Genomic DNA, 22,968 nt, shown 5'->3' with positions numbered 1-22,968 from the left:
CAGGGAAACTCACCTCATCTCACTCGTCGCGCAGCCGGCTTTTGAGCCTATCGGCGCTGGCCAGGACAATTTCGATCTGCTCGGCGACCCGAACCGGCGCGGTGCCGCCACGCGCGTCCCGCGAGGACACCGAGCCCTCGATCGTCAAAACCTCCCGGACCCGCGGCGTGAGATCGGGGCTGATGGCGGCCAATTCGTCGTCGGTCAGCTCGTCGAGGCCGACGGCTCGCTCCTCGGCCACGCGCACCGCGGCCCCGGCCGCCTCGTGCGCGGACCGGAACGGCACCCCCTGGCGCACGAGCCATTCGGCGATATCGGTGGCCAGGGTGTAGCCGGCGGGCGCCAGGGCGGCCATCCGTTCGAGATCGAAGGTCAGGCTGCCCACCAGTCCGGCCATCGCCGGCAGCACCAGCTCCAGCTGGGCGACCGAATCGAACACCGGTTCCTTGTCTTCCTGCAGGTCACGGTTGTAGGCGAGCGGCTGGGCCTTCAGCGTGGCCAGCAGGCCCGTCAGGTTCCCGATCAGCCGCCCGGACTTGCCCCGCGCCAGCTCGGCGATGTCGGGGTTCTTCTTCTGCGGCATGATCGAGCTGCCGGTCGACCACGAATCGTGCAGGGTGACGTAGCCGAACTCCGTCGAGCTCCACAGGATGATGTCCTCGGCCAGGCGGGACAGGTCGACACCGATCATGGCGAACACGAAGGCGGCCTCGGCGGCGAAATCCCGGGAGGCCGTCGCGTCGATGGAGTTGTCGGCCGCGGTGGCGAAACCGAGCTCCGCGGCGATCGCGTCGGGGTCCAGGCCCAGCGACGAGCCGGCCAGTGCGCCCGAGCCGTACGGCGACACCCCGGCGCGCCTGTCGAAGTCCACGATCCGGTCGACGTCGCGCAGCAGCGGGTGGGCGTGCGCCAGCAGGTGGTGGGCCAGCAGCACCGGCTGCGCCGACTGCATATGGGTCTTACCCGGCATGATGGCGCCGGGGTGCGCGGCGGCCTGGGCGGCCAGCGCGCCGACCACGTCCAGCGCCGCGGCGGCGACCCGGCGCACCGCGTCGCGCAGCCACATCCGGAACAGCGTGGCCACCTGGTCGTTGCGCGACCGGCCGGCCCGCAACCGCCCGCCCAGGTCGGGCCCGACCCTCTCGATCAGCCCGCGTTCCAGCGCCCCGTGCACGTCCTCATCGGTGACCAACGGCGCGAAGCTGCCGTCCGTGACATCCTCGGCGAGCTGGTCCAAGCCGGCCAGCAGTCCGTCGCGCTGCTCTTCATTGAGCAGTCCGGCCCGGAACAGGATCACGGTGTGCGCCCGCGAGGCGACGATGTCGTAGGGGGCCAGCACCCAGTCGAAGTGGGTGGACTTGCTCAGCGCGGCCAGCGCGTCCGACGGGCCGTCGGTAAACCGCCCGCCCCACAGTGACCCCTCGCGCGTGCTCACGCTTCGGCCGGGCCCTGTGAGGTCTGGTCCCGGCGGGACGCGATCTTCGAGGACAGCCCGTGCACGTAGACGAAACCCTTTGCGGCCGATTGGTCGAAGCAGTCGCCCTCGTCGTAGGTGGCCAGATTGAAGTCGTACAGCGATTCCGCGCTGCGCCGGCCGTTGACCGCAATGTGGCCGCCGTGCAACACCATTCGCACCTCGCCCGACACGTGCTCCTGGGTCCTGGCGACGAAGCTCTCCAAGGCGTCCTTGAGCGGTGAATACCAGAGCCCGTCATAAACCAGCTCGGCCCAACGCTGATCGGTATGCCGCTTGAAACGGCCCAGTTCCCGCTCCAGCGTGACGTGTTCGAGCTCGGTGTGCGCGGTGATGAGCACCATGGCGCCGGGCGCCTCGTAGATCTCGCGGCTCTTGATGCCCACCAGCCGGTCCTCGACGACGTCGAGGCGGCCGACGCCCTGCGCGCCCGCCCGGGTGTTGAGTTCCTCGATTGCCTGCAGCACCGAGACCCGCTTGCCGTCGATCGTCACCGGCACGCCGCGTTCGAACCCGACGATCACCTCGTCGGGCGTGCTCCAGTTCAGCGTGGGGTCCTCGGTGTACGCGTACACGTCCTTGGTGGGCGCGTTCCAAAGGTGTTCCAGGAAACCGGTTTCCACCGCGCGGCCCCACACGTTCTGGTCGATGGAGAACGGCGAGCGCTTGGTCACGTTGATCGGGATCGCGTTCTCTTCGGCGAACGCGATCGCCTTCTCCCGCGTCCACGCGTAATCACGAACCGGCGCCAGCACCTCGAGATCGGGTGCCAGCGAACCGAATCCGACCTCGAACCGGACCTGGTCGTTGCCCTTGCCGGTGCAGCCGTGCGCGACGATGCTGCCGCCGTGCTCGCGCGCCGCGGCCACCAGGTGCCTGACGATCAGCGGCCGGCTGATCGCCGACACCAGCGGGTAGCGATCCATGTAGAGGGCGTTGGACAGGATCGTGGGCAGGCAGTATTCCTCGGCGAACTCGTCGCGGGCGTCGACCACGACGGCTTCGACCGCACCGCAGTCCAGGGCCCGCTGGCGAATGACCTCCATGTCTTCGCCGCCCTGGCCGAGGTCGATCGCCACCGCTACGACCTCGCGGCCGGTCTCCTTGCCGATCCAGCTGATGGCCACCGAGGTGTCCAGACCGCCGGAATACGCCAGGATGACGCGTTCTGACATAAATCTCCTTAGGTTGAAACGCTTACGTGAGTTTTTCCAGGGTGTCGGCCAGCTCGGCGCCGGTCATCGGCTCGCGAGCGGCCACGAAGACGGTGTCATCGCCGGCGATGGTGCCGACGACGTACGGGAGCGCCGCGCGGTCGATCGCGCTGGCCAGATAGTCGGCGGCGCCGGGCGGTGTGCGCAGCACCGCGAGGTTGGCGCTCGCGTCGGCCGACACCAGCAGTTCGTTCAGCAGCCGGGACAGCCTCGCGGTGCCGCCCGATACGCCGCGCACCGGGTTGCCGTCCTCGGGGACCATGTAGACGCCGACCCCGCCGTCCGCGCCGCGCAGCTTCACCGCGCCCAGCTCTTCTAAGTCCCGCGACAGGGTGGCCTGGGTGACGTCGATGCCGTCGTCGGCCAGCAGCGCAGCCAGTTCGCTCTGGCTGCGCACCTCGACCGACGACAGGATGGCCACGATGCGCGCCTGCCGGCCGGCCCGGGTGGTTTCGGGTGTGGTCTTCGATCGAGTCATGAGCGTCGCTCCAGCAGCCACGCCAGCAGCGCTTTCTGGGCGTGCAGCCGGTTTTCGGCCTCGTCCCAGACCACGCTCGCCGGCCCGTCCATCACCTCGTCGGTGATCTCGTCGCCGCGGTGAGCCGGAAGACAGTGCAGGACAATGGCTTCCGGGTCGGCGAGGGCCAGCAGCCGAGCGTTGATCTGGTAGGGCCGAAACGGTGTGAGGCGGTCCAGCCCGTCGTCCTCCTGCCCCATCGACGTCCAGGTGTCGGTCACCAGGACGTCGGCGCCGCGCGCGGCCGCGTCGGCGTCGGTGGTGACGGCGACCGAAGCGCCGGTGTCTTCCGCGCGGCGCAGGGCCGCGGTCACGAAGGCCTGGTCGGGGGCGAAGCCGTCGGGGGCGGCGATGGTGACGTGCATGCCGGCCGTGACGCCACCGAGCATCAGCGAGTGGGCCATGTTGTTGGCGCCGTCACCGAAGTAAGTCATCCGCAAACCAGTTAGCGCGCCCTTGCGCTCGGCGATGGTCTGCAGATCGGCGAGCACCTGGCAGGGATGGAATTCGTCGGAGAGCGCGTTGACCACCGGCACCGTCGCGGTCGCGGCCATGGCCTCGAGGCGCTCCTGGCCGAACGTCCGCCAGACGATGGCCTCGACGTAGCGCGACAGCACCCGCGCGGTGTCCTCCAGGGTTTCGTCGCGGCCCAGCTGGGTGCTGCGGGCGTCGACGACAACGGCGTGCCCGCCGAGCTGGGCGATGCCCACCTCGAACGAGAAGCGGGTACGGGTGGAGTTCTTGTCGAACAGGACCGCGACCCCGCGCGGGCCGTCCAGCGGGCGGGCACGCAGCGGATCCTTCTTCAGTTCGGCGGCGAGCTGCAGCACCTCGGCCTGCTCGGTGGGCGACAGGTCGTCGTCGCGCAGGAAGTGGCGAGTCATGCTGCGGCTCCGGCGGATTCATCGAGAATGCCCGGCAGTGCCGCGACGAAGCCGTCGATCTGGGCTTCGGTGATGATCAGCGGCGGCGCCAGCCGCAGGACGTCGGGCGCGGCCGCGTTCACCAGGAACCCGGCCCGGCGAGCGGCCGCTTCGGCGTCCTTGGCGCGCGGCTCGGTGAGCGCCACGCCGCAGAGCAGGCCGCGGCCGCGCACGTGGTCGACCAGCGGGTGGGCATGCGCCTCGATGCCGTGGCGCAACGACTTACCCAGCACCTCGGCGTGCCGCACCAAATTCTGCTCGGCCAGCACCCGCAGCACCGCGAGCGCCGCCGCCGCGCAGATCGGATTGCCGCCGAAGGTGCTGCCGTGCAGGCCGGGGGTCATCAGGTCGGCGGCCGGGCCGACGGCCAGGCAGGCCCCGATGGGCAGGCCGCCGCCGAGCCCCTTGGCCAGCGTCACCACATCCGGGGTGATGCCGTCGTGCTGGTGGGCGAAAAACGTTCCGGTGCGGCCCATCCCGGTCTGCACCTCGTCGAGCACCAGCAATGCCCCGTGCCGCGCGGTGATGTCGCGTGCGGCGACGAGGTATCCCTCCGGTGGGACGACGACGCCGCTCTCCCCCATGATCGGTTCCAAGAACACGGCCGCGGTCGCGTCGTCGACCGCGTCGGCCAGCGCGTCGGTGTCGCCGTACCGCACATGGGTGACGTCGCCGGGCAGCGGCGCGAACGGCGCCTGCTTGCTCGGCTGACCGGTGAGCGCCAGCGCTCCCATGGTACGGCCGTGGAAGGCCTCTTGTGCGGCAACCAGTTTGGTGCGCCCGGTGAGCCGGGACAGCTTGAACGCCACCTCGTTGGCCTCGGTTCCGGAGTTGCAGAAGAACGCCCGCGCCGTGGTGCCCGATTCGTTGCCGGCGCCGAGCAGGGCGACGAGTTCTTCGGCCAGCGCGAGACTCGGTTCGGTGGCATACAGATTGGAGGTGTGGCCCAGCGTCGACATCTGGTGGGTGACCGCCTCGATGATCGCCGGATGACGGTGGCCCAGCACGTTGACCGCGATGCCGCCGAGCAGATCGAGATAGGTTTTGCCGTCCACGTCGGTGACCACCGCGCCGTCGCCGCTCGCCAGAGCCATCGGCGGGGTGCCGTAGTTGTTCATCATCACGGCTTCCCACCGCTGCTTGATGGCGTCCGTCGCGGTCACGCGCGGACCACCTTGGTGCCGGTGCCCGCGTCGGTGAAAAGCTCCACCAGCACACAGTGTTCGACCCGGCCGTCGATGACGTGCGCGCTCGGCACGCCCGCGGTGACGGCCCGCAGACATGCTTCGACTTTGGGGATCATGCCCGCCTCCAGCGTGGGTAGCAGTTGCGACAATGTGCCCGTGTCGACTTCGCTGACCAGCGAGCCGCGGTCCGGCCAGCTCGTGTACAGGCCTTCGACATCGGTGAGCATCAACAGCTTCTCGGCGCACAGCGCTTCGGCCAGCGCCGCCGCGGCGGTGTCGGCGTTGATGTTGTGCACCACGCCTTCGGCGTCCGGCGCCAGCGTCGACACCACCGGAATACGCCGTGCGGCAATCAGATCCAGCAGGGCGGCGGTGTTCACCCGTTCGACGTCCCCGACCAGGCCGATGTCGGTGGCCACGCCGTCCACGGTGACGCTGCGCCGCACGGCGGTGAACAGCTGGGCGTCCTCGCCGGTGATGCCGACGGCGTACGGTCCGTGGGCGTTGATCAGGTTGACCAGTTCGCGGCCGACCTGGCCGAACAGCACCATCCGCGCCACGTCGAGCACTTCGGGTGTGGTGACCCGGAATCCGCCCTTGAAGTCGCCCGGGATGCCGAGCCGGCGCAGCATCGCGCTGATCTGCGGCCCTCCGCCGTGCACCACCACGGGATGGATGCCACAGTTGCGCAGGAATGCCATGTCGGCGGCGAAGGCGTGCCGCAGCGTGTCGTCGGTCATGGCGTTGCCGCCGTACTTGATGACGACGATCTTGCCGTGCAGCTGCTTGAGCCAGGGCAGGGCCTCGGCGAGCACCTGCGCCTTGACCGCGGTGGACAGCGATTCGGTGGCGGAGCTCATGAGCTGTACGCCGAGTTCTCTTCGACGTAGCCGTGCGACAGGTCGGTGGTCCGGATGGTGACCCGGCCGTCGCCGAGCCCCAGATCGACCGTGATGTCGATGTCGGGTCCCGAGAGGTCCACCGCACGCGCGCCCGGCGCTCCGGTCCCGTCGGCGAAGACTTCAAAGCCGTTGAAAGCCACGGTGATCCGATCCGGGTCCAGGGCGATGGGCGCCATGCCGACGGCGGCGAGCACCCTGCCCCAGTTGGGGTCGGAGCCGAACACCGCCGTCTTGACCAGGCTGTCACGGGCGATCGTCCGGGCGGCGAGCAGGGCGTCGTCCTCGGAGGCGGCACCGGTCACGGTGACGTTGACCCGCTTCGTGACGCCCTCGGCGTCGGCCTGCAGCTGGGCGCACAGGTCGTCGCACACCCGCAGCACGGCCTCGTCGAGCTCGGCCTGCCCGGGGGCGATCCCGCTGGCCCCCGAAGTCAGCAGCAGCACCGTGTCGTTGGTCGAGCACGCCCCGTCGATGTCGAGCCGGTCGAAGGTGCGCGCGGCGGCGTGGCGCAGCGCTCGGTCCAGGGCGGCCGCGTCGACGGCCGCATCGGTGGTGAGCACGCAGAGCATCGTTGCCAGCGACGGCGCGAGCATGCCGGCGCCCTTGGCCATCCCGCCGATCGTCCAATTGTCCGGATGGTGCAACGCAACCTGTTTGGGCACGGTGTCGGTGGTCATCATCGCCTGGGCCGCCTCGTCACCGCCGGACAAGCCGCCCGCCATGTCGTGCACCACCGTGCGCACGCCGGCGAGCACCTTGTCCATCGGCAACCGGTCACCGATCAGCCCCGTCGAGCACACCGCCACCTCGATGGCCCCGGTCTCGGTTCCCCAGTCCGACAGCGCGGCCGCCACCGCTTCCGCGGTGGCGTGGGTGTCCTGGAAGCCGCCCGGTCCGGTGCAGGCGTTGGCGCCGCCGGAGTTCAGAATCACCGCGCGCAGCGCGCCGGTGGTCAGCACTTGTTGGCTCCACAGCACCGGCGCGGCTTTGACCTTGTTGCGGGTGAACACCCCGGCCGCCGCGTAGTCGGGCCCCTCGTTGAAGACCAGGGCCAGGTCGCGATTGCCCGAGGCCTTGATCCCGGCGGCGATGCCGGCGGCGCGGAACCCGGCGGGCGCGGTGACGCCCTGTTCGCGCAGCAATCGCGCATGGGCAGCCGTGGACGTCACGGCGCCACCCCGAGCACCGAAAGGCCTTCGGTCTCCGGCCAACCCAGCGCCAGGTTCATCGACTGCACGGCGGCACCGGCCGTCCCCTTGACCAGGTTGTCGATCGCGGCGATCGCGACGAATGTCTGAGCGGCCTCGTCCACCGCAACAGCGATGTGCGCCGCGTTGCTACCGATCACCGCCCCGGTGCGGGGCAGTTGCCCCTCGGGCATCAGGTAGATGAAAGGCTCTGCGTGGTAAGCCTTTTCGTAGGTCTCCCGCAACTGTGACAGCGGTGCGTGGGTGCGCGCGGTACAGGTGGCCAGGATGCCGCGCGACGTCGGGATGAGCACCGGGGTGAACGACACGGTGACGTCGCGGCCGGTGACGGCGCCCAGGCCCTGAGCGATCTCGGGGGTGTGCCGGTGCGTCCCGGCGATGTTGTAGGCCCGCGCCGAGCCGATGACCTCGGCGCCCAGCAGGTCCGTCTTCGCGGCGCGGCCGGCGCCGGAGGTGCCGCTGACGGCGACCACGGTGACGGCGGGCTCGATGAGGTCGTCGGCGACCGCGGGCAGCAGGGCCAGCAGCGCCGCGGTCGGGTAACAGCCCGGAACCGCGATGCGGCGGGCCCCGCGCAGCCGCTCGCGCGCACCGGGCAGCTCCGGCAGCCCGTACGGCCAGCTCCCGGCGTGCGGCGATCCGTAGAACCGCTCCCACGCGGCGGCGTCGGTGAGCCGGAAGTCGGCGCCGCAGTCGATGATCAGGGTGTCGGGGCCGAGCCGTTCGGCCAGCGCAGCCGAATGGCCGTGGGGCAAGGCCAGGAACACCACATCGTGATCGGCGAGCACGTCCAGCTCGGTGGGTTCGACCACGCGCTGGGCCAGCGGTGTCAGGTGCGGGTGGTGCTCACCGAGCGTGCTGCCGGCGCTCGCGGCGGCGGTCACCGCGCCTATGGTGAGGCGCCCGTGCGCGTAGGCCGGGTGCCCGAGCAGCAGGCGCAGGATTTCGCCGCCCGCGTAGCCGCTGGCACCGGCAACCGCCACCTTCATCCCGTCGGCCATTCCGCCGATTCTGCATGGTTATGCAGTGGTTTGCAAATCCATTCCACTAGGCGCGCAACTCCGCGCCGACCGCCTCGGCGGCGCGGCGGACGGCCGCGTCGCGAGCCGCGGTGGCGTCGTCCTCGGTCAGCGTGCGGTCGGGTGCGCGGAACCGCAGCGCGAAGGTCAGCGATTTGCGGTCCTCGCCAATCTGCGGGCCGGTGAACACGTCGAACAACTGCAGGTCTTCGAGCAGCTCCCCCGCGCCCTCGCGTACCGCGTCGGCCACCGCCTGAGCCGGGACGTGCGCGGGCACCACCAGGCTGACGTCCTGGAACACGGCCGGGAAAGGCGACACCCGGGGCGCGGGCAGCGTCAGCGGGATGGGCATCGCGTCCAGGTTCAGCTCGAGGGCGCAGGTGCCCCTGGGCAGCCCGGAGCGCTCGATCACCGCGGGGTGCAGCTGGCCCGCATAGCCCACCGGAATGTCCCCGACGAGCACTTCGGCGCACCGTCCCGGATGCCACGGCAGCTGCTGCGCCGCGCGGAACCGCACGTCGATCCCGCTGGCACGGGCGATGATGCGCACCGCCTCGAAAGCGTCGGCGGCCTCGGCCCGGCGGCCGGGGCCCCAGGGCCCGCGGTTCTCGCGCAGGCCGGTCAGCACCGCCGCCACGTGCTGTGGTTGCCGCGGCAGCGACTCGTCCAGCACCGCGATCTCGGCGTCGGTGGGCCGGCGGTCGACGGGAATGAGGTCGACCGCGCGCGTGTCCGTCGTCGGCTGGACCACTTGCGCCAGGGCATACAGCGAAATGTCGACCAGGCCGCGAGAGACGTTGCGCACCAAGGCTTCCAGCAGTGCGGGCAGGAGCGTGGTGGCCAGGTGCGGACGGTCGGCCTCCAGCGGGTTGAGCACCTCGGTGGTGGAACGCCGCGGGTCGTCGGCCGGCAGGCCCCACAGGTCGAAGACGCCCGCGGGCAAAAACGGCGTCGGCAGGACCTCGACGTAACCGGACAGGGCCAGGGACTTGCCGATGGCGCGGCGGCGCTTCTGCACGGCCGAGAGGCCCCGGCCGGCCGGCGCCGACGGCAACACCGACGGGATGACTTCCAGTCCCTCGAGCCGCAGCACCTCCTCGACGAGGTCGGCGGGCTGGACGAGGTCGGGCCGCCAGCTCGGTGGGGTCACCGTCAGCGTGTCGCCCCGCTCGGCCACGTCGGCGCCGATCTGGGTGAGCCGCCTGGCGGTCGTGCCCGGGGCGTAGCCCACCCCGGCGACGCGATCCGGCAGGTCGACGGCGATCTCGATGGGCGACCCAGCCCAATCGGCGACCGAGTTGCCGACCGGCGGGTCACCGCGCCAGTCGGTCAGGCCGTCGGAGACCACCCCGCCGGCGATGTCGGCGAGCAGCGTGGCGCACCGATCCAACGCGACCACCGAGATTGCCGGATCCACTCCCCGCTCGTAGCGTCGGGCCGCTTCGCTGGGCAGATGCAGCCTGCGCTGGGTGCGCGAGACGGCGGCGGGATCCCACACCGCGGCCTCCAGCAGCACGTCGGTCGAGTCGGCGCGCACCTCCGTGCTCGCCGCACCCATCACGCCGCCGATCGCGGTGGTCGCGGTGTCGTCGACGATGAGGACGTCAACCGGCTCGAGTTTGCGCTCGATGTCGTCGAGGGTCACCACGGTCTCGCCGGGCCGGGCGAACCGGACGCCGAAGCTACCGGTGATCCGTTTGCGGTCGTGGGCGTGCATGGGGTGGCCGAGCTCGAGCATCACGTAGTTGGTGGCGTCGACTGCCGGGGAGGTCGCGCGAATGCCGGACAACAGCAGCCGGCGCTGCAGCCACCACGGCGACACCGCCGCCGGGTCGATGCCGATGACCGGGCGCAGCGCGAATCGCCGCACGCCGGTGTCGGGCTGCACGGTCAGCGGCCACGCCTCGCCGTTGACCGGCAGCGGCTTGACCACCTGGCTGCTGGCGGGATCGACATAGTCAACGTCGTAGGCGCAGGCGATCTCGCGGGCCAGGCCGCGCAGCGACATGCAGTAGCCGCGGTCGGGCGTGATCGCCAGGTGGAAGATCACGTCGTCGAGTCCCAGCACCGCCGCGCCGTCGGCTCCCGGGTCCGCCGTGCCCGGGGGCAGCACCAAGATCCCGGATTGGTCGGCGCCCATGCCGAGTTCTGCTGCCGAGCAGATCATTCCGTCGGAATTGCGGCCGTAGGTTTTGCGGGCCGCGATCGTGAAGTCGCCGGGCAAGGTGGTGCCGGGCAGCGCGGCAACGATGAGGTCACCCACAACGAAGTTAGTTGCACCGCATACGATTTCGCGATCTTTGGCCTCGCCGACATCGACGTGGCAGAACCGGATCGGCTTTTTGAAACCGGTGAGCTCCTCGATGGCGGTGACCCGGCCCACGGTCAGCGGGCCATCGACCGGCCCGAGTGTGACGACCTCTTCGACCTCGTGGCCGATGCGCACCAGCGTCTGCTCGAGCTCCTCGGGGGCGACGTCCCAATCGGGCGCGCCGACGGCCACGATCTCGCGCAGCCAGCTGTAGGGAACGCGCATCAGGCACCGACCCCGAACGGCAGGGAGAAGCGGACGTCGCCCTCGACCATGTCGCGCATGTCCGGAATCCCGTTGCGGAACTGCAGCGTCCGTTCCAGCCCCATGCCGAACGCGAAGCCGGAGTAGACGTCCGGGTCAATCCCCGCGGCGCGCAACACGTTCGGATGCACCATCCCGCAGCCGCCCCACTCCACCCAGCCGGCACCGCCCTTCTTGCCGACGAACCAGACGTCGACCTCGGCGGACGGCTCGGTGAACGGGAAGAAGTGCGGACGGATCCGGGTGCGGGCCTCCGGACCGAACTCGGCGCGCGCGAACGCATCGAGCGTTCCCCGCAGGTGGGCCATGGTCAGGCCGCGGTCCACCGCCAAGCCCTCGACCTGGTGGAAGACCGGCGTGTGGGTGGCGTCGAGTTCGTCCGTGCGAAACGTACGACCGATCGAGACGATGTAGACGGGTAGCTCGCGCGCGAGCAGGGTGCGCACCTGCACCGGCGAGGTGTGGGTGCGCAGCAGTTGCCGGGAATCGTCGGGCGCGATGTAGAAGGTGTCCTGTTCGCTGCGGGCGGGATGGTCGGCGGGGAAGTTGAGCGCGTCGAAGTTGAACTGCTCGGTCTCGACCTCGGGGCCCTCCGCCAGCTCCCAGCCCATGGCGATGAAGGTGTCGGCGATGTGCTCGGCCAGGATCGTGATCGGGTGCCGGGCGCCGGTGGGCTGCCGCGTCGAGGGCAGCGTGACGTCGATGCCCTCGGCGACCAGCACCGCGGCGTCGCGTTCGGCGCGCAGGACCGCGAGTCGCTCGTCGTAACTTTGCTGGGCGTCGGTTCGGGCGGCGTTGACCCGCTTGCCGGCGTCGGCACGCTCCTCCTTCGAGATGCCGCCCAGCGCCTGGCGCGCGAGCGCCAGCGGCGAGCGGTCACCGAGGTGCTCGGTTTTGACGCGCGCCAGCGTGTCGAGATCGCCCGCGCGCGCGAACGCCTCCCGGGCCGCGCCGACCGCTTGGGCCAGGGCTTGCGGCGACAGGTCGACGGGTTGATCACGCACGCGGCGACACTCTCCTCGCTTGAAGGCTGGCTGCGAGTTGCCCCGCAGCAAGTGCTGATCATAGTGATTCGACGCGTGGCGCCCGGCGGGCGCTTGGCAGTTGAGCGGCCTGCGGACGCCCGGGCGTGGCGGCGGCCTGCGACTGGCTTAGCCGGCGACGGCCGGCTGCGGACCGGCCAGCGTCTCGTCAACGTCGAGCGGCATGGCCGCGAGGCGTCGACCGCGGGCCAACTTCACCACCTGGTGGGCGACGAGGGCGCCGACGAGGGCGAACACCGGCGTCGCCGCCAGGGCCCCCCAGTGGTGCGCCAGCATCAGGAAGCCGAAGCCCGACGACGCCGCCAGCATCAGGTAACGCGCCGGCGTCCAGTGGATCGGCTGACGGAACCGGGCGGAGACCAGCACGCCGAGGATCACGGCGACGGTGTGACCGGCATCGGTGAAGTCACCACCGACGATCGCCGAAACGATGCCCGCCGATACCCACCAGCCGACCCAGGCGGCCCGCCAGCGGGAGGGAATCACGGCCGTCATCGCACCCAGCACGGCCAGGGCGCCATAGCTCATTCCGACGTCGCTGGCCCGGGTGATCGACATGGGCAACCAGCCGAACTCGACCGAGGCGGCCAGCGCGGCGGCGACCAGCAGCGTCGCACCGATGTGGCCGACGAGGAACGCCACCACCAGCCGAATGGTGCGCAGGTGGAGCTCGGCCAGCGCCAGCAGGCAGGTCAGGAAGGGCAGCCAGAAGTAGAGCGGGCCGGCGTCGACCACCAGCGCACTGCCCAGCAGCGTGCCCAGGTGGCCGTGGGCCAGGTTGTGCACGTTGGTGCTGGCGCGCGCAACGATGACGTCATGCGCGTGCGGGCCGAGAACCAGGATGGCGCAACTGATGGCAAGCAACAGCGCCGCGTACCCGAGTGTGAATTGGACCCGGGCGAGCCGGGACAAGATGCCCCCTAACATTGGCACCCATTATGACGGCGGTTCTGCTTCGTCTGTGTCATCAGAGCCTGACAACTCCTTAAGAGTCTTGAGGCGATATATCGCCAAATCGTCGGGGACGCCGGCGGGCTTCGGAGCGAAGACCGGCTTCCTCGTGCGTTTGGCCTCGACGCCCAACGCGTCCAACTCGCTTTGCGGTATGAGATCCAACGTTGAACTCGACACCATGATTCCACCCTTGGTGGCTCTTTCCATAACTCGTGCGGCGATGTTCACATCGACACCAAGCCAGTCGTCGGCCAGCCGCTGCGGTCGCCCGGTGTGGATCCCGACCCGCATCCGGGGATGGTGACCGGCCACCTCGACCGATTTCAGGGCCTTCTTGGCGCCCAGCACGGCCCGGACGGCGACCGTCGGATCCCCGAACACCGCCATGAGGCCGTCGCCCATTCGTTTGACGATGTGTCCACCCGCGTCGAGCAGGGGTGGCTCGACGGCACGCGCCACCTGCCGCAGCAGCGCCAGCGCCGCCTCGTCGCCGGCCTGCAGGGACCAGGTGGAGAAACCGACCAGGTCGGTGAAGACCAGCGTCACCTCCGGATTCGCCGGACGGCGCGACACCCCCTCGGTCAGCGCCTGCCACAGCTGCAGCACACCGAGGCCGACCTCGCGGGACACCGCGTCGCCGTCCCCCAGCAGCCGGTCGGCCGCGCGGGCCGCGGCGCGCGGACCGCCCTCGCCCGCCGTGGACAGCGGATCACCGAACTCGGGATCGCCGGGCAGCAGCCGGCGGGCGCGCCGGATGAACGCGACCGCACCTGGGCTGCGGTTGCGGCTGTGCAGCCATTGAGTCGCGCTGTGTACCGGGGAGCGTTGCGGAGCGGATTGCGCCTGAGTCGCATCGGGCTCGCCCGGGTCCAGATCGCGACGCGCGAGTTCCACCTGGCCAGATTATTTGGTTTCTTTCCAGGCAGGCAACGACTGTTCCCGCCCACGTCGGGCGTATGTGTCGCATCTCGCATCAAACCGCCTGATCACGGTGGCGCCACACCGATGTCGAAGCTCGATAACACCCGGGCGAACACATCGCCGAAATCGTAGACAACGCCCGTTGTCAAAGTTATCGTGAGCGCAATTGGAGCAGGAGGCCGCGATGACTGGCACTGTGAACGCTTCCGGGTCGGAACCCGCTGATCCGCTCGGCCCAGATTCCCTGACCTGGAAGTATTTTGGCGATCTGCGCACCGGAATGATGGGGGTCTGGATCGGGGCGATCCAGAACATGTACCCCGAACTCGGCGCGGCCGTCGAGGAGCATTCGATCCTGCTGCGGGAGCCGCTGCAGCGCGTGGCGCGGTCGGTCTACCCGATCATGGGCGTGGTCTATGACGGCGACCGGGCATCGCAGACCGGCCGGCAGATCACCAACTACCACCACACCATCAAGGGGACCGACGCCGCCGGGCGGCGCTATCACGCGCTGAACCCGGAGACCTTCTACTGGGCGCACGCCACGTTTTTCATGCTGATCGTCAAGGTGGCCGAGTACTTCTGCGGCGGCCTGACCGAGGCCGAGAAGCGGCAGCTGTTCGCCGAGCACGTGCAGTGGTACCGGATGTACGGGATGAGCATGCGGCCCGTGCCCGAATCGTGGGAGGAATTCCAGGATTACTGGGATCGGGTCTGCCGCGAGGAGCTGGAGATCAACCGGGCGACGCTGGACATCTTCGAGATACGCATCCCGAAGCCGAAGTTCGTTCTGATCCCCACGCCGATCTGGGACCAGCTCTTCAAGCCGATGGTCGCCGGCCAGCGCTGGATCGCGGCCGGCCTCTTCGAACCCGCGGTGCGCGAGAAGGCCGGCATGCGTTGGACTCCGGGCGACGAGGTGTTGCTGCGCCTGTTCGGCAAGGTGGTCGAGCTGGCTTTCCTGGCGGTACCCGACGAGATCCGGCTCCACCCGCGCGCGCTGGCCGCCTATCGCCGGGCCGAGGGACGGCTGGCCAGCGACGCTCCGCTGGTCGAGGCGCCGACGTTCATGGCGCCGCCGCGCGACCGCCGCGGGCTGCCGATGCATTACTTCCCCCCGCCACCCAAGTCGCCACTCGACCCCGCGCTGCAGCCCGCCCGGGCTCTGATGGAACGCGCCGGATCGCTGGTGCATACGACGCTGTCGCTGGCCGGCCTGCGCGCGGGGCGGGGCCGGCCGAAACGGCCGGCTAAGGCCGCGTAGCCAGGCCGAGCGCCCGCGCGCTCTGGTACAGACAGATGGCCGCGGCCGACGCCACATTCAGGCTCTCCGCGCCGCCCGCCATGGGGATGCGCATCCGGTGGTCGGCCGCCGCCGCGATTTCGGTTGGCAGACCGTGTGATTCGGGGCCGAACAGCCACGCCGTCGGTGCGCCGAGCAGTTCGGTGGCCTCGTCGAGCCGCGTCTCACCGTCCACGGTGGTGGCGAGCAACTGCAGGCCCGCGGCCCGCAACCCGCCGAGGGCCGCGAGCGTGTCGGGCGCGACGGCGACCGGCAGCGAGAAGATGCTGCCGGCCGACGCGCGCAGACACTTGCCGTTGTACGGGTCGACGCTGTGGCCACCGAGGATCACACCGGCCGCGCCCATCGCGTCGGCGAGGCGAATGAGGGTGCCCGCGTTGCCCGGCTCGCTGAGTTCGACGGCGACCACGACCAGCCGAGGCGAGCCGGCCAGCGCGTCCTGAAGGCGGGTCGCCGGCATTTCGCATACCGCGACCAGCCCCGCCGGGGTAATGGTGTCGGACAGCGCCTTCGCCGCGCGCTCGGTGACCAGGTGTACGGGACATCGCGCGGAATCCAAAGTCGCCAGCAGCGACGCGTGACGTTGCTGGGCGGCTTCGGTGACGAAGACGTCGCGAACCAGCCCACGGCGGGCGGCGGCCTCCACGAGGTTGGGGCCCTCGGCGAGGAATCGGCCCGCCCGCCGGCGACCGACGTGGCGGTGCAACTTGACCGCCGCGGCGACCCTGGCCGAACGTTCGGTCAGCACCTGGCCGGTCCGCGCGGAGTTAGGCCGCTTCTCCCGAATCGGAGGGAGCGTTGACATCCTCGGGCAGTGCGGCACGCGCGATGTCGACCAGCGCCGTGAAGGCGGCCGGGTCGGCGATCGCGATGTCGGACAGGTTCTTACGGTCCACTTCCACACCGGCGGCCTTGAGGCCCTGGATCAGCCGGTTGTAGGTGATGTCGTTGGCGCGTGCCGCCGCGTTGATCCGGGAGATCCACAGCTTGCGGAACTCGCCCTTGCGCGCACGACGGTCGCGGTAGGCGTAGTTCAATGAATGAAGCTGCTGCTCTTTGGCCTTACGGTAGAGCCGGGATCGCTGGCCGCGATAGCCCTTCGAGGCCTTCAGGATGCTGCGCCTCTTCTTGTGGGCGTTGACCGCCCGCTTCACGCGTGCCATTGGATGTTCCTACTCTCGTTCACAATTGGTTGGTCGGGGACCGTGCCAGCTCGCGATGCGGGTCTGGCCGGCGTGGTGATCAGCCGTTCAGCAGGCTGTTAATGCGCTTGGTGTCGTTGGCCGACACCGTCGTTCGGCCGTCGAGGCGGCGGGTCCGCTTGGTCGGCTTGTGCTCGAGCAGGTGCCGACGGTTGGCCTGCTGGCGCACGATCTTGCCGGTTCCGGTACGCCGGAACCGCTTTGACGCCCCGCTGTGGGTCTTGGCTTTGGGCATGTTTCCTCTGTTCTATTCGAGTGCTGGAGCTCTGAAGGAGTCTCGCGTGGGTCAGTTCGACGAAGGTTCGGCTTCGGCGGCCGCATCGTCCGATGCCGTGCCGGCCCCGGGTCCTTCCGGATGCCGCGCCTTGGCGCGAGTCTTCGCGCCGCGATGCGGTGCCAGCACCATCGTCATGTTGCGGCCGTCCTGTTTGGCGGACGTTTCGACGAAGCCGTATTCGGCCACGTCCGCGCCCAGGCGCTGGAGCAACCGATAGCCCAGCTCGGGCCGCGACTGCTCACGTCCGCGGAACATGATGGTGACCTTCACCTTCGACCCTGCTTCCAGGAAGCGGATGACGTGACCCTTCTTGGTCTCGTAGTCGTGATCGTCGATTTTCGGTCGCAGCTTTTGTTCTTTGACGACGGTCTGCTGCTGGTTCCGGCGGGATTCGCGCGCCTTCTGCGCCGCCTCGTATTTGAACTTGCCGTAATCCATGATCTTGCAGACCGGCGGCCTGGCGTTAGGGGCAACTTCGACGAGATCGAGATCGGCGTCCGCAGCGACGCGCAGTGCGTCTTCGATGCGCACTATGCCTACCTGCTCTCCCCCTGGGCCGATCAATCGGACTTCAGGTACGCGAATGCGCTCGTTGACGCGGGTCTCAGTGCTGATGGGGCCTCCCTTGTTGGGCTTCTATATGTCTAGCGGTGACGACCGCCTGGGTCGGTCCGGGAGTCAGCGGCGGAGACACCACACCACTAGCAAAAAAGCCCTGCACAAGCAGGGCCCAATGCCGACCGATCACGGCTGGAACTACTCGAGCCGCCCGCGTCGCCCGCGGAACAGGCATCCGCGATGCCTGTGACCGGACCGCCGAACCTTGGAGGATCCGCACAGGGATTTCGTCGGCTCGCGGTGGGAGTGGGACTCCACTTAACTGTTCCTGGCATTCGCCGGGATGGTCGCAGGGGCCAGTTTAGCAGCCTTGAGGTGGCTTTTAGCACTTCGGCCGGACGGCCGGGCCGGAACGGGCCGTAACCGGGCCCTACAACGTGTCGAACTAGTGCCCGCCACACTTAGCCTTTAGACAAGCTTTTCACGGATTGAGCGCATATCCTCGCGGTCTGTGACTCTCGCATCTCCTCGGTCGGGACCGCGTGTGGGACCCGGCGGTCGGTCGAATTCGCGGTATCGCTGGGTGCCGGCGGCGGCCGGGTGGACTGTGGGCGTCATCGCCACCGTGTCGCTGCTCGGGAGCGTGTCCCCGCTGATCAGGTACCTGATCAAAGTTCCGCGCGAGTTCATCAACGACTATCTGTTCAACTTCCCGGACACCAGCATCGCGTGGTCGTTCATCCTGGCCCTGCTGGCCGCCGCCCTGACCGCGCGCAAGCGCATCGCCTGGCTGCTGTTGCTGGCCAACATGATTCTGGCCGCGGCGCTGAACGCCGCCGACATCGCGGCGGGCGACAACACCCCCGCCGAGATCTTCGGCGAGAACCTCGGGTTCGCCGTACACATCGTGGCGATCGTCCTGCTGGTGCTGGCCTACCGGGAGTTCTGGGCCAAGGTCCGCAAGGGCGCGCTGGTCAAGGCGGCCGCGGTGCTGGTCGCAGGCGACGTCCTGGGGATCTTGCTGTCCTGGGGTCTCGTCGAGTTGTTCCCGGGGACCCTCGCCCGCCAGGACCGCCTGCCATATGTGGCCAACCGGGTGGTGGGGTTCGCGCTGGCGGATCCGGATCTGTTCACCGGACGGCCCCACGTGTTCCTCAACGCGATCTTCGGACTGTTCGGCGCGCTGGCGCTGATCGCGGCCACAATCGTGCTCTTCCAATCCCAGCGCGCGGAGAACGCGCTGACCGGAGAGGACGAATCGGCGATCCGCGGCCTGCTCGAGCTGTACGGCAAGAACGACTCGCTTGGCTACTTCGCCACCCGTCGCGACAAGTCGGTGGTCTTCGCCCAGAGCGGGCGCGCCGCCATCACCTACCGGGTCGAGATCGGCGTCTGCCTGGCCAGCGGCGACCCGATCGGTGATCCCAGGGCCTGGCCGCAGGCCGTCGACGCCTGGTTGGGGCTGTGCCAGACGTACGGCTGGGCGCCCGGTGTGATGGGCGCCAGCACCCAGGGGGCCCGGGCGTATCGCGAAGCCGGTCTGAACGCGCTCGAGCTCGGCGACGAAGCCATCCTGCGGACTTCCGATTTCAAGCTGTCCGGCCCCGACATGCGCGGGGTCCGTCAGGCCGTGACCCGGGCCCGTCGGGCGGGGTTGACCGTGCGGATCCGGCGACATCGCGACATCACCGCCGACGCGATGGCCGACACCATCTCGCGGGCCGACGCCTGGCGGGACACCCAGACCGAGCGGGGCTTCTCCATGGCCCTGGGCCGACTCGGTGACCCGGCCGACGGGGACTGCCTCCTGGTCGAGGCGCTGGACCGCGACGCCAACGTCGTGGCGATGCTGTCGCTGGTTCCCTGGGGCACCACCGGCGTTTCCCTGGATTTGATGCGCCGTTCGCCGCAGTCCCCCAACGGCACCATCGAGCTGATGGTCAGCGACCTGGCGCTCAACGCCGAAGCCCTTGGCATCACGCGCATTTCCCTGAATTTTGCGATGTTCCGCTCGGCGTTCGAGCAGGGCGCCCAGCTCGGCGCCGGCCCGGTCGCGCGGTTGTGGCGGGGCCTGTTGCTGTTCTTCTCGCGGTGGTGGCAGCTCGAGACCCTGTACCGCTCGAACATGAAGTATCAACCGGAGTGGGTGCCGCGCTACGCCTGTTACGAGGACGCCCGCCTGATTCCGCGGGTCGGCGTTGCTTCGGCCCTCGCCGAGGGATTCCTGGTGTTGCCGTTCGGTCGTCGCAAGACGCACACCGGTCATTACCCCGCCGTCCCGCCGCGGTTGGCGCAATCCGGACTCCTGCATCACGACGGGAGCGCCCCGGACGTCAGCGGGCTTAGGGAGCGTCGCGAGTCCGCCGACGAGGAGGAATCCAGATCCCGTCTGCCCGAACAGGTTCGAGTGCGGCTCGCCAAGCTGAAGATATTGCAGCGCGGCGGCATCGACGCGTATCCGGTCGGTGCTCCACCCAGCCACACCGTCGCAAAGGCGCTCGACGCCGACGACCACGACGAGATCACCGTCTCGGGCAGGATCTTGCGGATCCGCGATTTCGGCGGGGTGCTGTTCGCCCAGCTGCGTGACTGGTCGGGCGAATTGCAAGTGCTGCTCGACAATTCGCAGCTGCAGCGGGGACGGACCGCCGACTTCACCGCGGCCATCGACCTGGGTGACTTGGTCGAGGTGTCCGGGCACATGGGCTTTTCCAAGAAGGGAACCCGCTCGCTGATCGTCGCCGACTGGCGGATGATCGGTAAGTGCCTGCGGCCGTTGCCGAACAAGTGGAAGGGGCTGACCGACCCCGAGGCACGGGTGCGGACCCGCTACGTGGACCTGGCGGTCAACCCCGAGTCGCGTGAGTTGATCAAGGCGCGCAGTGAGGTGTTGCGTTCGGTCAGGCAGACGCTGTTCGCCAAGGATTTCATCGAGGTCGAGACCCCGATCCTGCAGCAGATCCACGGCGGAGCCACCGCGCGGCCCTTCGTCACCCACATCAACACCTACGACCTGGACCTGTTCCTGCGCATCGCGCCGGAGCTCTACCTGAAGCGGCTGTGCGTCGGGGGCGTGGAGCGAGTCTTCGAGCTGGGCCGAGCCTTCCGCAACGAGGGTGTCGACTTCAGCCACAACCCGGAATTCACCCTGCTGGAGGCCTACCAGGCCCACGCCGACTACAAGGTGTGGATCGACGGCTGCCGCGAGCTCATCCAGAACGCCGCCCAGGCCGCGCACGGCGAGCAGATCGTGATGCGGCACGGGAAGGACGGACGGCTGGAGCCGGTCGACATCTCCGGGACGTGGGCGGTGAAGACCGTGCATGACGCCGTGTCCGAGGCGCTCGGCGAGCGGATCGACTCGGCCACGCCGCTGTCCGCCCTGCGCAAGCTCTCCGATGCCGCGCACGTCCCCTATCGGGCGCAGTGGGATGCCGGCGCGGTGGTGCTGGAACTGTACGAGCACCTGGTCGAGGATCGGACCGAGGAGCCGACGTTCTACATCGACTTCCCGACATCGGTGTCCCCGCTGACGCGGCCACATCGCACCGAACCGGGCGTCGCCGAGCGTTGGGACCTGGTGGCCTGGGGTGTCGAGCTGGCCACTGCCTACAGCGAGCTCACCGATCCCGTCGAGCAGCGGCGCCGCCTGCAGGAGCAGTCGCTGTTAGCTGCCGGCGGCGATCCCGAGGCGATGGAGCTCGACGAAGACTTCCTGCAGGCGATGGAATACGCGATGCCGCCGACCGGCGGGCTGGGGATGGGCATCGATCGGCTCGTCATGCTCATAACCGGCCGCAGCATCCGAGAGACGTTGCCATTTCCGCTGGCCAAGCCGCATTAGCGGAGGCCTCGACCGTCCACAAAGCCCAAAGCGAACATTCGGCAAATTTGTTCCGGGCAGGTTACCGATAGATCACAATGAGTCACGTGACAGCCCCGACGGACAGCGCGCCCGCGCAGTTCCTGGCAAGTAGCCACACCTCGCTGATGCACGGCTGGGTGCCGACGACGATCCAGGTGCTCGCCGCGGTGGTGCTCACGGCGGCGGTCGGCTGGCGGTCGCGCCGCTGGCGCACGGTGTGGATGCCGGCGGCCGCGCTGGCAGGGGGCGTCGCGGCCTACCTGACGCACTGGTACATCGTCGACCGCGGGCTCTCCGATGACCCCGCCCCGGCGGCGCTGTGGATCTGGATCACGCTGGCGGGCATGGCCGCTGCGGTGCTGGTTCTGGGCTGGCGCACCGCGCCCCGCTGGCGGCGTGGCGCCTCGGTGCTGGCCGTACCGCTGTGCCTGCTCAGCACGTCGCTGATGCTCAACCTCTGGGTGGGCTACTTTCCCACCGTGCAATCGGCGTGGAGCCAGCTCACGTCGGGTCCGCTGCCCGATCAGACCGATCAGGCCACGGTGACCGCCATGGCCGCCAGCCGAATCCGGCCCGCGCACGGCACCGTGGTGCCGGTCGGGATCCCGTCGGACGGATCGCACTTCAAACACCGGGGCGAGCTGGTCTACCTGCCGCCCGAGTGGTTCGCCACCACCCCGCCGCCGGCACTGCCGACCGTGATGATGATCGGCGGGCAATTCAACACGCCGGCCGACTGGACGCGCGCGGGCAACGCGGTCAAGACCATCGACGACTTCGCTGCCGCGCACGACGGTAAGGCGCCGGTGCTGGTGTTCGTGGATTCCGGCGGCGCGTTCAACAACGACACCGAATGCGTTAACGGGGTCCGCGGCAACGCGGCCGATCATCTAACCAAAGATGTTGTGCCATTTATGGTTTCGGCTTTCGGTGTCAGCCCGAGCCGGACCCACTGGGGCATCGCCGGCTGGTCGATGGGCGGGACCTGCGCGGTGGATCTGACCGTCATGCACCCCGAACTGTTCAGCGCGTTCGTCGACGTCGCCGGTGATTTCTTCCCCAACGCCGGCAACAAGGCCCAAACCATCGCCAGGCTGTTCGGCGGAAACGCCGACGCCTGGGCGGCTTTCGATCCGACCACGGTGATCAACCGGCACGGGCCCTACCGCGACGTGGCCGGCTGGTTCGCGATTTCGTCCGACGGGGCGCCGGCCCCTCGGCGCGACCTCCAGCTGAGCGACAGCGGCGCGATCCGGGTCGCCGGACGCGATGCGGCCGCCAACCCGGGCAATCAGACCGCGGCGGCCTATTCGCTCTGCGCCCTCGGCCGCTCCAACGGAATCGACTGCGCGGTGGTGCCGCAGCCCGGCAAGCACGACTGGCCATTCGCGGATCGCGTGTTCGCGAGTTCGCTGCCCTGGCTCGCCGGGGAGCTGGGCACTCCGGGGATTCCGCGTACGCCACTGCCCGCCGCGTCCGCGCCCGCCGCCGGCACCCCGGTGGTCGTCCCGGCCGAGCACTCCAACACCGCCAGGCGATAGTGCCGGGTGATCCGTCGCAGTACCGTGACGGCATGGGCGACAAAGAGTCCGCTTCGGGCTCCACGGGGCCCGGCCCGGAATACGACGACGCCGGTGTGCCGACCTTCGAGTCGGTGCGCGACCAGATCGAGGCCCGCTACGCGACCGCGCAAGGCGCCGCCGAACTCGACGCGGAATCACCCGAGGGCCAATCGGTCGACGAACAGTACGAGGAACGCCAGCGCGCGGCGGCCGAGCGGCTGGCCCAGATCCGGGAGTCGATGCGGTCCGAGGAGCGTTGATCCG

19 protein-coding genes and 1 pseudogene are annotated in these 22,968 nt (G+C 69.3%); 4 read left to right on the top strand and 16 right to left on the bottom strand.

The window, feature by feature from the left end; genetic code table 11:
• Positions 1-19 precede the first annotated feature (19 nt).
• The 12 genes and pseudogenes from argH to AC5Y4H_RS17535 form a co-directional block, all read right to left on the bottom strand.
• Positions 20-1,435: an argininosuccinate lyase gene (gene argH / locus AC5Y4H_RS17590; RefSeq protein WP_499983541.1), complete on the bottom strand. Its 1,416-nt coding sequence runs from the start codon at positions 1,433-1,435 to the stop codon at positions 20-22.
• Positions 1,432-2,649, bottom strand: coding sequence for an argininosuccinate synthase (locus AC5Y4H_RS17585; protein WP_499983540.1), 1,218 nt, complete (start codon positions 2,647-2,649; stop codon positions 1,432-1,434). The genes argH and AC5Y4H_RS17585 overlap by 4 nt, the downstream gene beginning before the upstream one ends.
• Positions 2,650-2,671: 22 nt before the next feature.
• Entirely contained in the window at positions 2,672-3,166 is a 495-nt protein-coding gene (locus tag AC5Y4H_RS17580; RefSeq protein WP_499983539.1) for an arginine repressor, read from the bottom strand.
• Positions 3,163-4,089: an ornithine carbamoyltransferase gene (argF, locus tag AC5Y4H_RS17575; protein ID WP_499983537.1), complete on the bottom strand. Its 927-nt coding sequence runs from the start codon at positions 4,087-4,089 to the stop codon at positions 3,163-3,165. Before argF ends, AC5Y4H_RS17580 begins: the two co-directional genes overlap by 4 nt.
• Positions 4,086-5,291 (bottom strand): acetylornithine transaminase, encoded by a 1,206-nt coding sequence (locus AC5Y4H_RS17570; RefSeq protein WP_499983536.1) that lies wholly within the window; start codon positions 5,289-5,291, stop codon positions 4,086-4,088. The genes argF and AC5Y4H_RS17570 overlap by 4 nt, the downstream gene beginning before the upstream one ends.
• Positions 5,288-6,175, bottom strand: a complete 888-nt coding sequence (gene argB, locus AC5Y4H_RS17565) for an acetylglutamate kinase (protein ID WP_499983535.1) — start codon at positions 6,173-6,175, stop codon at positions 5,288-5,290. The genes AC5Y4H_RS17570 and argB overlap by 4 nt, the downstream gene beginning before the upstream one ends.
• Positions 6,172-7,386 carry a bifunctional glutamate N-acetyltransferase/amino-acid acetyltransferase ArgJ gene (argJ, locus tag AC5Y4H_RS17560; protein ID WP_499983533.1) on the bottom strand — a complete coding sequence of 405 codons (1,215 nt, stop codon included), beginning with the start codon at positions 7,384-7,386 and terminating at the stop codon, positions 6,172-6,174. The genes argB and argJ overlap by 4 nt, the downstream gene beginning before the upstream one ends.
• Positions 7,383-8,442: pseudogene (argC, locus tag AC5Y4H_RS17555) on the bottom strand (N-acetyl-gamma-glutamyl-phosphate reductase). The gene argJ and the pseudogene argC overlap by 4 nt, the downstream one beginning before the upstream one ends.
• A 30-nt stretch (positions 8,443-8,472) precedes the next feature.
• On the bottom strand, positions 8,473-10,980 hold the full coding sequence (pheT, locus tag AC5Y4H_RS17550) for a phenylalanine--tRNA ligase subunit beta (protein WP_499983532.1): 2,508 nt from the start codon (positions 10,978-10,980) through the stop codon (positions 8,473-8,475).
• Positions 10,980-12,023 (bottom strand): phenylalanine--tRNA ligase subunit alpha, encoded by a 1,044-nt coding sequence (gene pheS, locus AC5Y4H_RS17545; protein ID WP_499983530.1) that lies wholly within the window; start codon positions 12,021-12,023, stop codon positions 10,980-10,982. Before pheS ends, pheT begins: the two co-directional genes overlap by 1 nt.
• A 147-nt stretch (positions 12,024-12,170) precedes the next feature.
• Positions 12,171-12,989 carry a rhomboid-like protein gene (locus AC5Y4H_RS17540; RefSeq protein ID WP_499983528.1) on the bottom strand — a complete coding sequence of 273 codons (819 nt, stop codon included), beginning with the start codon at positions 12,987-12,989 and terminating at the stop codon, positions 12,171-12,173.
• A gap of 9 nt (positions 12,990-12,998) precedes the next feature.
• Positions 12,999-13,910 (bottom strand): adenylate/guanylate cyclase domain-containing protein, encoded by a 912-nt coding sequence (locus tag AC5Y4H_RS17535; RefSeq protein ID WP_499983526.1) that lies wholly within the window; start codon positions 13,908-13,910, stop codon positions 12,999-13,001.
• Between the two features lie 211 nt (positions 13,911-14,121).
• Here AC5Y4H_RS17535 and AC5Y4H_RS17530 point away from each other — a divergent pair, with 211 nt between their 5' ends.
• A complete protein-coding gene (locus AC5Y4H_RS17530; RefSeq protein WP_499983525.1) occupies positions 14,122-15,201 on the top strand; it encodes an oxygenase MpaB family protein in 1,080 nt (359 codons plus the stop codon).
• On the opposite strand, the gene AC5Y4H_RS17525 is transcribed toward AC5Y4H_RS17530, so the two are convergent.
• From AC5Y4H_RS17525 to infC, 4 genes are all read right to left on the bottom strand, one after another.
• Positions 15,188-15,988 (bottom strand): TrmH family RNA methyltransferase, encoded by an 801-nt coding sequence (locus AC5Y4H_RS17525; protein ID WP_499983621.1) that lies wholly within the window; start codon positions 15,986-15,988, stop codon positions 15,188-15,190. The two genes, AC5Y4H_RS17530 and AC5Y4H_RS17525, sit on opposite strands and share 14 nt — an antisense overlap.
• Before the next feature lie 19 nt (positions 15,989-16,007).
• Entirely contained in the window at positions 16,008-16,403 is a 396-nt protein-coding gene (rplT, locus tag AC5Y4H_RS17520; protein ID WP_007776071.1) for a 50S ribosomal protein L20, read from the bottom strand.
• 79 nt (positions 16,404-16,482) lie between these two features.
• Positions 16,483-16,677 carry a 50S ribosomal protein L35 gene (rpmI, locus tag AC5Y4H_RS17515; RefSeq protein WP_499983523.1) on the bottom strand — a complete coding sequence of 65 codons (195 nt, stop codon included), beginning with the start codon at positions 16,675-16,677 and terminating at the stop codon, positions 16,483-16,485.
• A gap of 51 nt (positions 16,678-16,728) precedes the next feature.
• Positions 16,729-17,334 carry a translation initiation factor IF-3 gene (gene infC, locus AC5Y4H_RS17510; RefSeq protein ID WP_499983618.1) on the bottom strand — a complete coding sequence of 202 codons (606 nt, stop codon included), beginning with the start codon at positions 17,332-17,334 and terminating at the stop codon, positions 16,729-16,731.
• 454 nt (positions 17,335-17,788) lie between these two features.
• Between infC and lysX the strand changes: the two genes are divergently transcribed.
• From lysX to AC5Y4H_RS17495, 3 genes are all read left to right on the top strand, one after another.
• Positions 17,789-21,121 (top strand): bifunctional lysylphosphatidylglycerol synthetase/lysine--tRNA ligase LysX, encoded by a 3,333-nt coding sequence (gene lysX, locus AC5Y4H_RS17505; protein ID WP_499983521.1) that lies wholly within the window; start codon positions 17,789-17,791, stop codon positions 21,119-21,121.
• A 77-nt stretch (positions 21,122-21,198) separates the two neighbouring features.
• Positions 21,199-22,683 (top strand): alpha/beta hydrolase, encoded by a 1,485-nt coding sequence (locus AC5Y4H_RS17500; protein WP_499983520.1) that lies wholly within the window; start codon positions 21,199-21,201, stop codon positions 22,681-22,683.
• A 32-nt stretch (positions 22,684-22,715) separates the two neighbouring features.
• Complete coding sequence (locus tag AC5Y4H_RS17495) at positions 22,716-22,964, top strand: hypothetical protein (protein ID WP_499983518.1); 249 nt, start codon at positions 22,716-22,718, stop codon at positions 22,962-22,964.
• Positions 22,965-22,968 lie beyond the last annotated feature (4 nt).

It is taken from the genome of Mycobacterium sp. NGS58, from assembly GCF_059812385.1.
The sequence above is the reverse complement of the archived record's forward strand: the minus strand, read 5'-3'. Positions and strand labels throughout refer to the sequence as shown.

Excerpts from the sequence above, each read along its gene's own strand:
- AC5Y4H_RS17580 (WP_499983539.1), bottom strand. The coding sequence starts at position 3,166 with ATGACTCGATCGAAGACCACACCCGAAACCACCCGGGCCGGCCGGCAG.
- pheT (WP_499983532.1), bottom strand. The coding sequence starts at position 10,980 with ATGCGCGTTCCCTACAGCTGGCTGCGCGAGATCGTGGCCGTCGGCGCG.
- AC5Y4H_RS17495 (WP_499983518.1), top strand. The coding sequence starts at position 22,716 with ATGGGCGACAAAGAGTCCGCTTCGGGCTCCACGGGGCCCGGCCCGGAA.
- argB (WP_499983535.1), bottom strand. The coding sequence starts at position 6,175 with ATGAGCTCCGCCACCGAATCGCTGTCCACCGCGGTCAAGGCGCAGGTG.
- argF (WP_499983537.1), bottom strand. The coding sequence starts at position 4,089 with ATGACTCGCCACTTCCTGCGCGACGACGACCTGTCGCCCACCGAGCAG.
- AC5Y4H_RS17530 (WP_499983525.1), top strand. The coding sequence starts at position 14,122 with ATGACTGGCACTGTGAACGCTTCCGGGTCGGAACCCGCTGATCCGCTC.
- rplT (WP_007776071.1), bottom strand. The coding sequence starts at position 16,403 with ATGGCACGCGTGAAGCGGGCGGTCAACGCCCACAAGAAGAGGCGCAGC.
- AC5Y4H_RS17540 (WP_499983528.1), bottom strand. The coding sequence starts at position 12,989 with ATGTTAGGGGGCATCTTGTCCCGGCTCGCCCGGGTCCAATTCACACTC.
- AC5Y4H_RS17500 (WP_499983520.1), top strand. The coding sequence starts at position 21,199 with ATGAGTCACGTGACAGCCCCGACGGACAGCGCGCCCGCGCAGTTCCTG.
- AC5Y4H_RS17585 (WP_499983540.1), bottom strand. The coding sequence starts at position 2,649 with ATGTCAGAACGCGTCATCCTGGCGTATTCCGGCGGTCTGGACACCTCG.
- rpmI (WP_499983523.1), bottom strand. The coding sequence starts at position 16,677 with ATGCCCAAAGCCAAGACCCACAGCGGGGCGTCAAAGCGGTTCCGGCGT.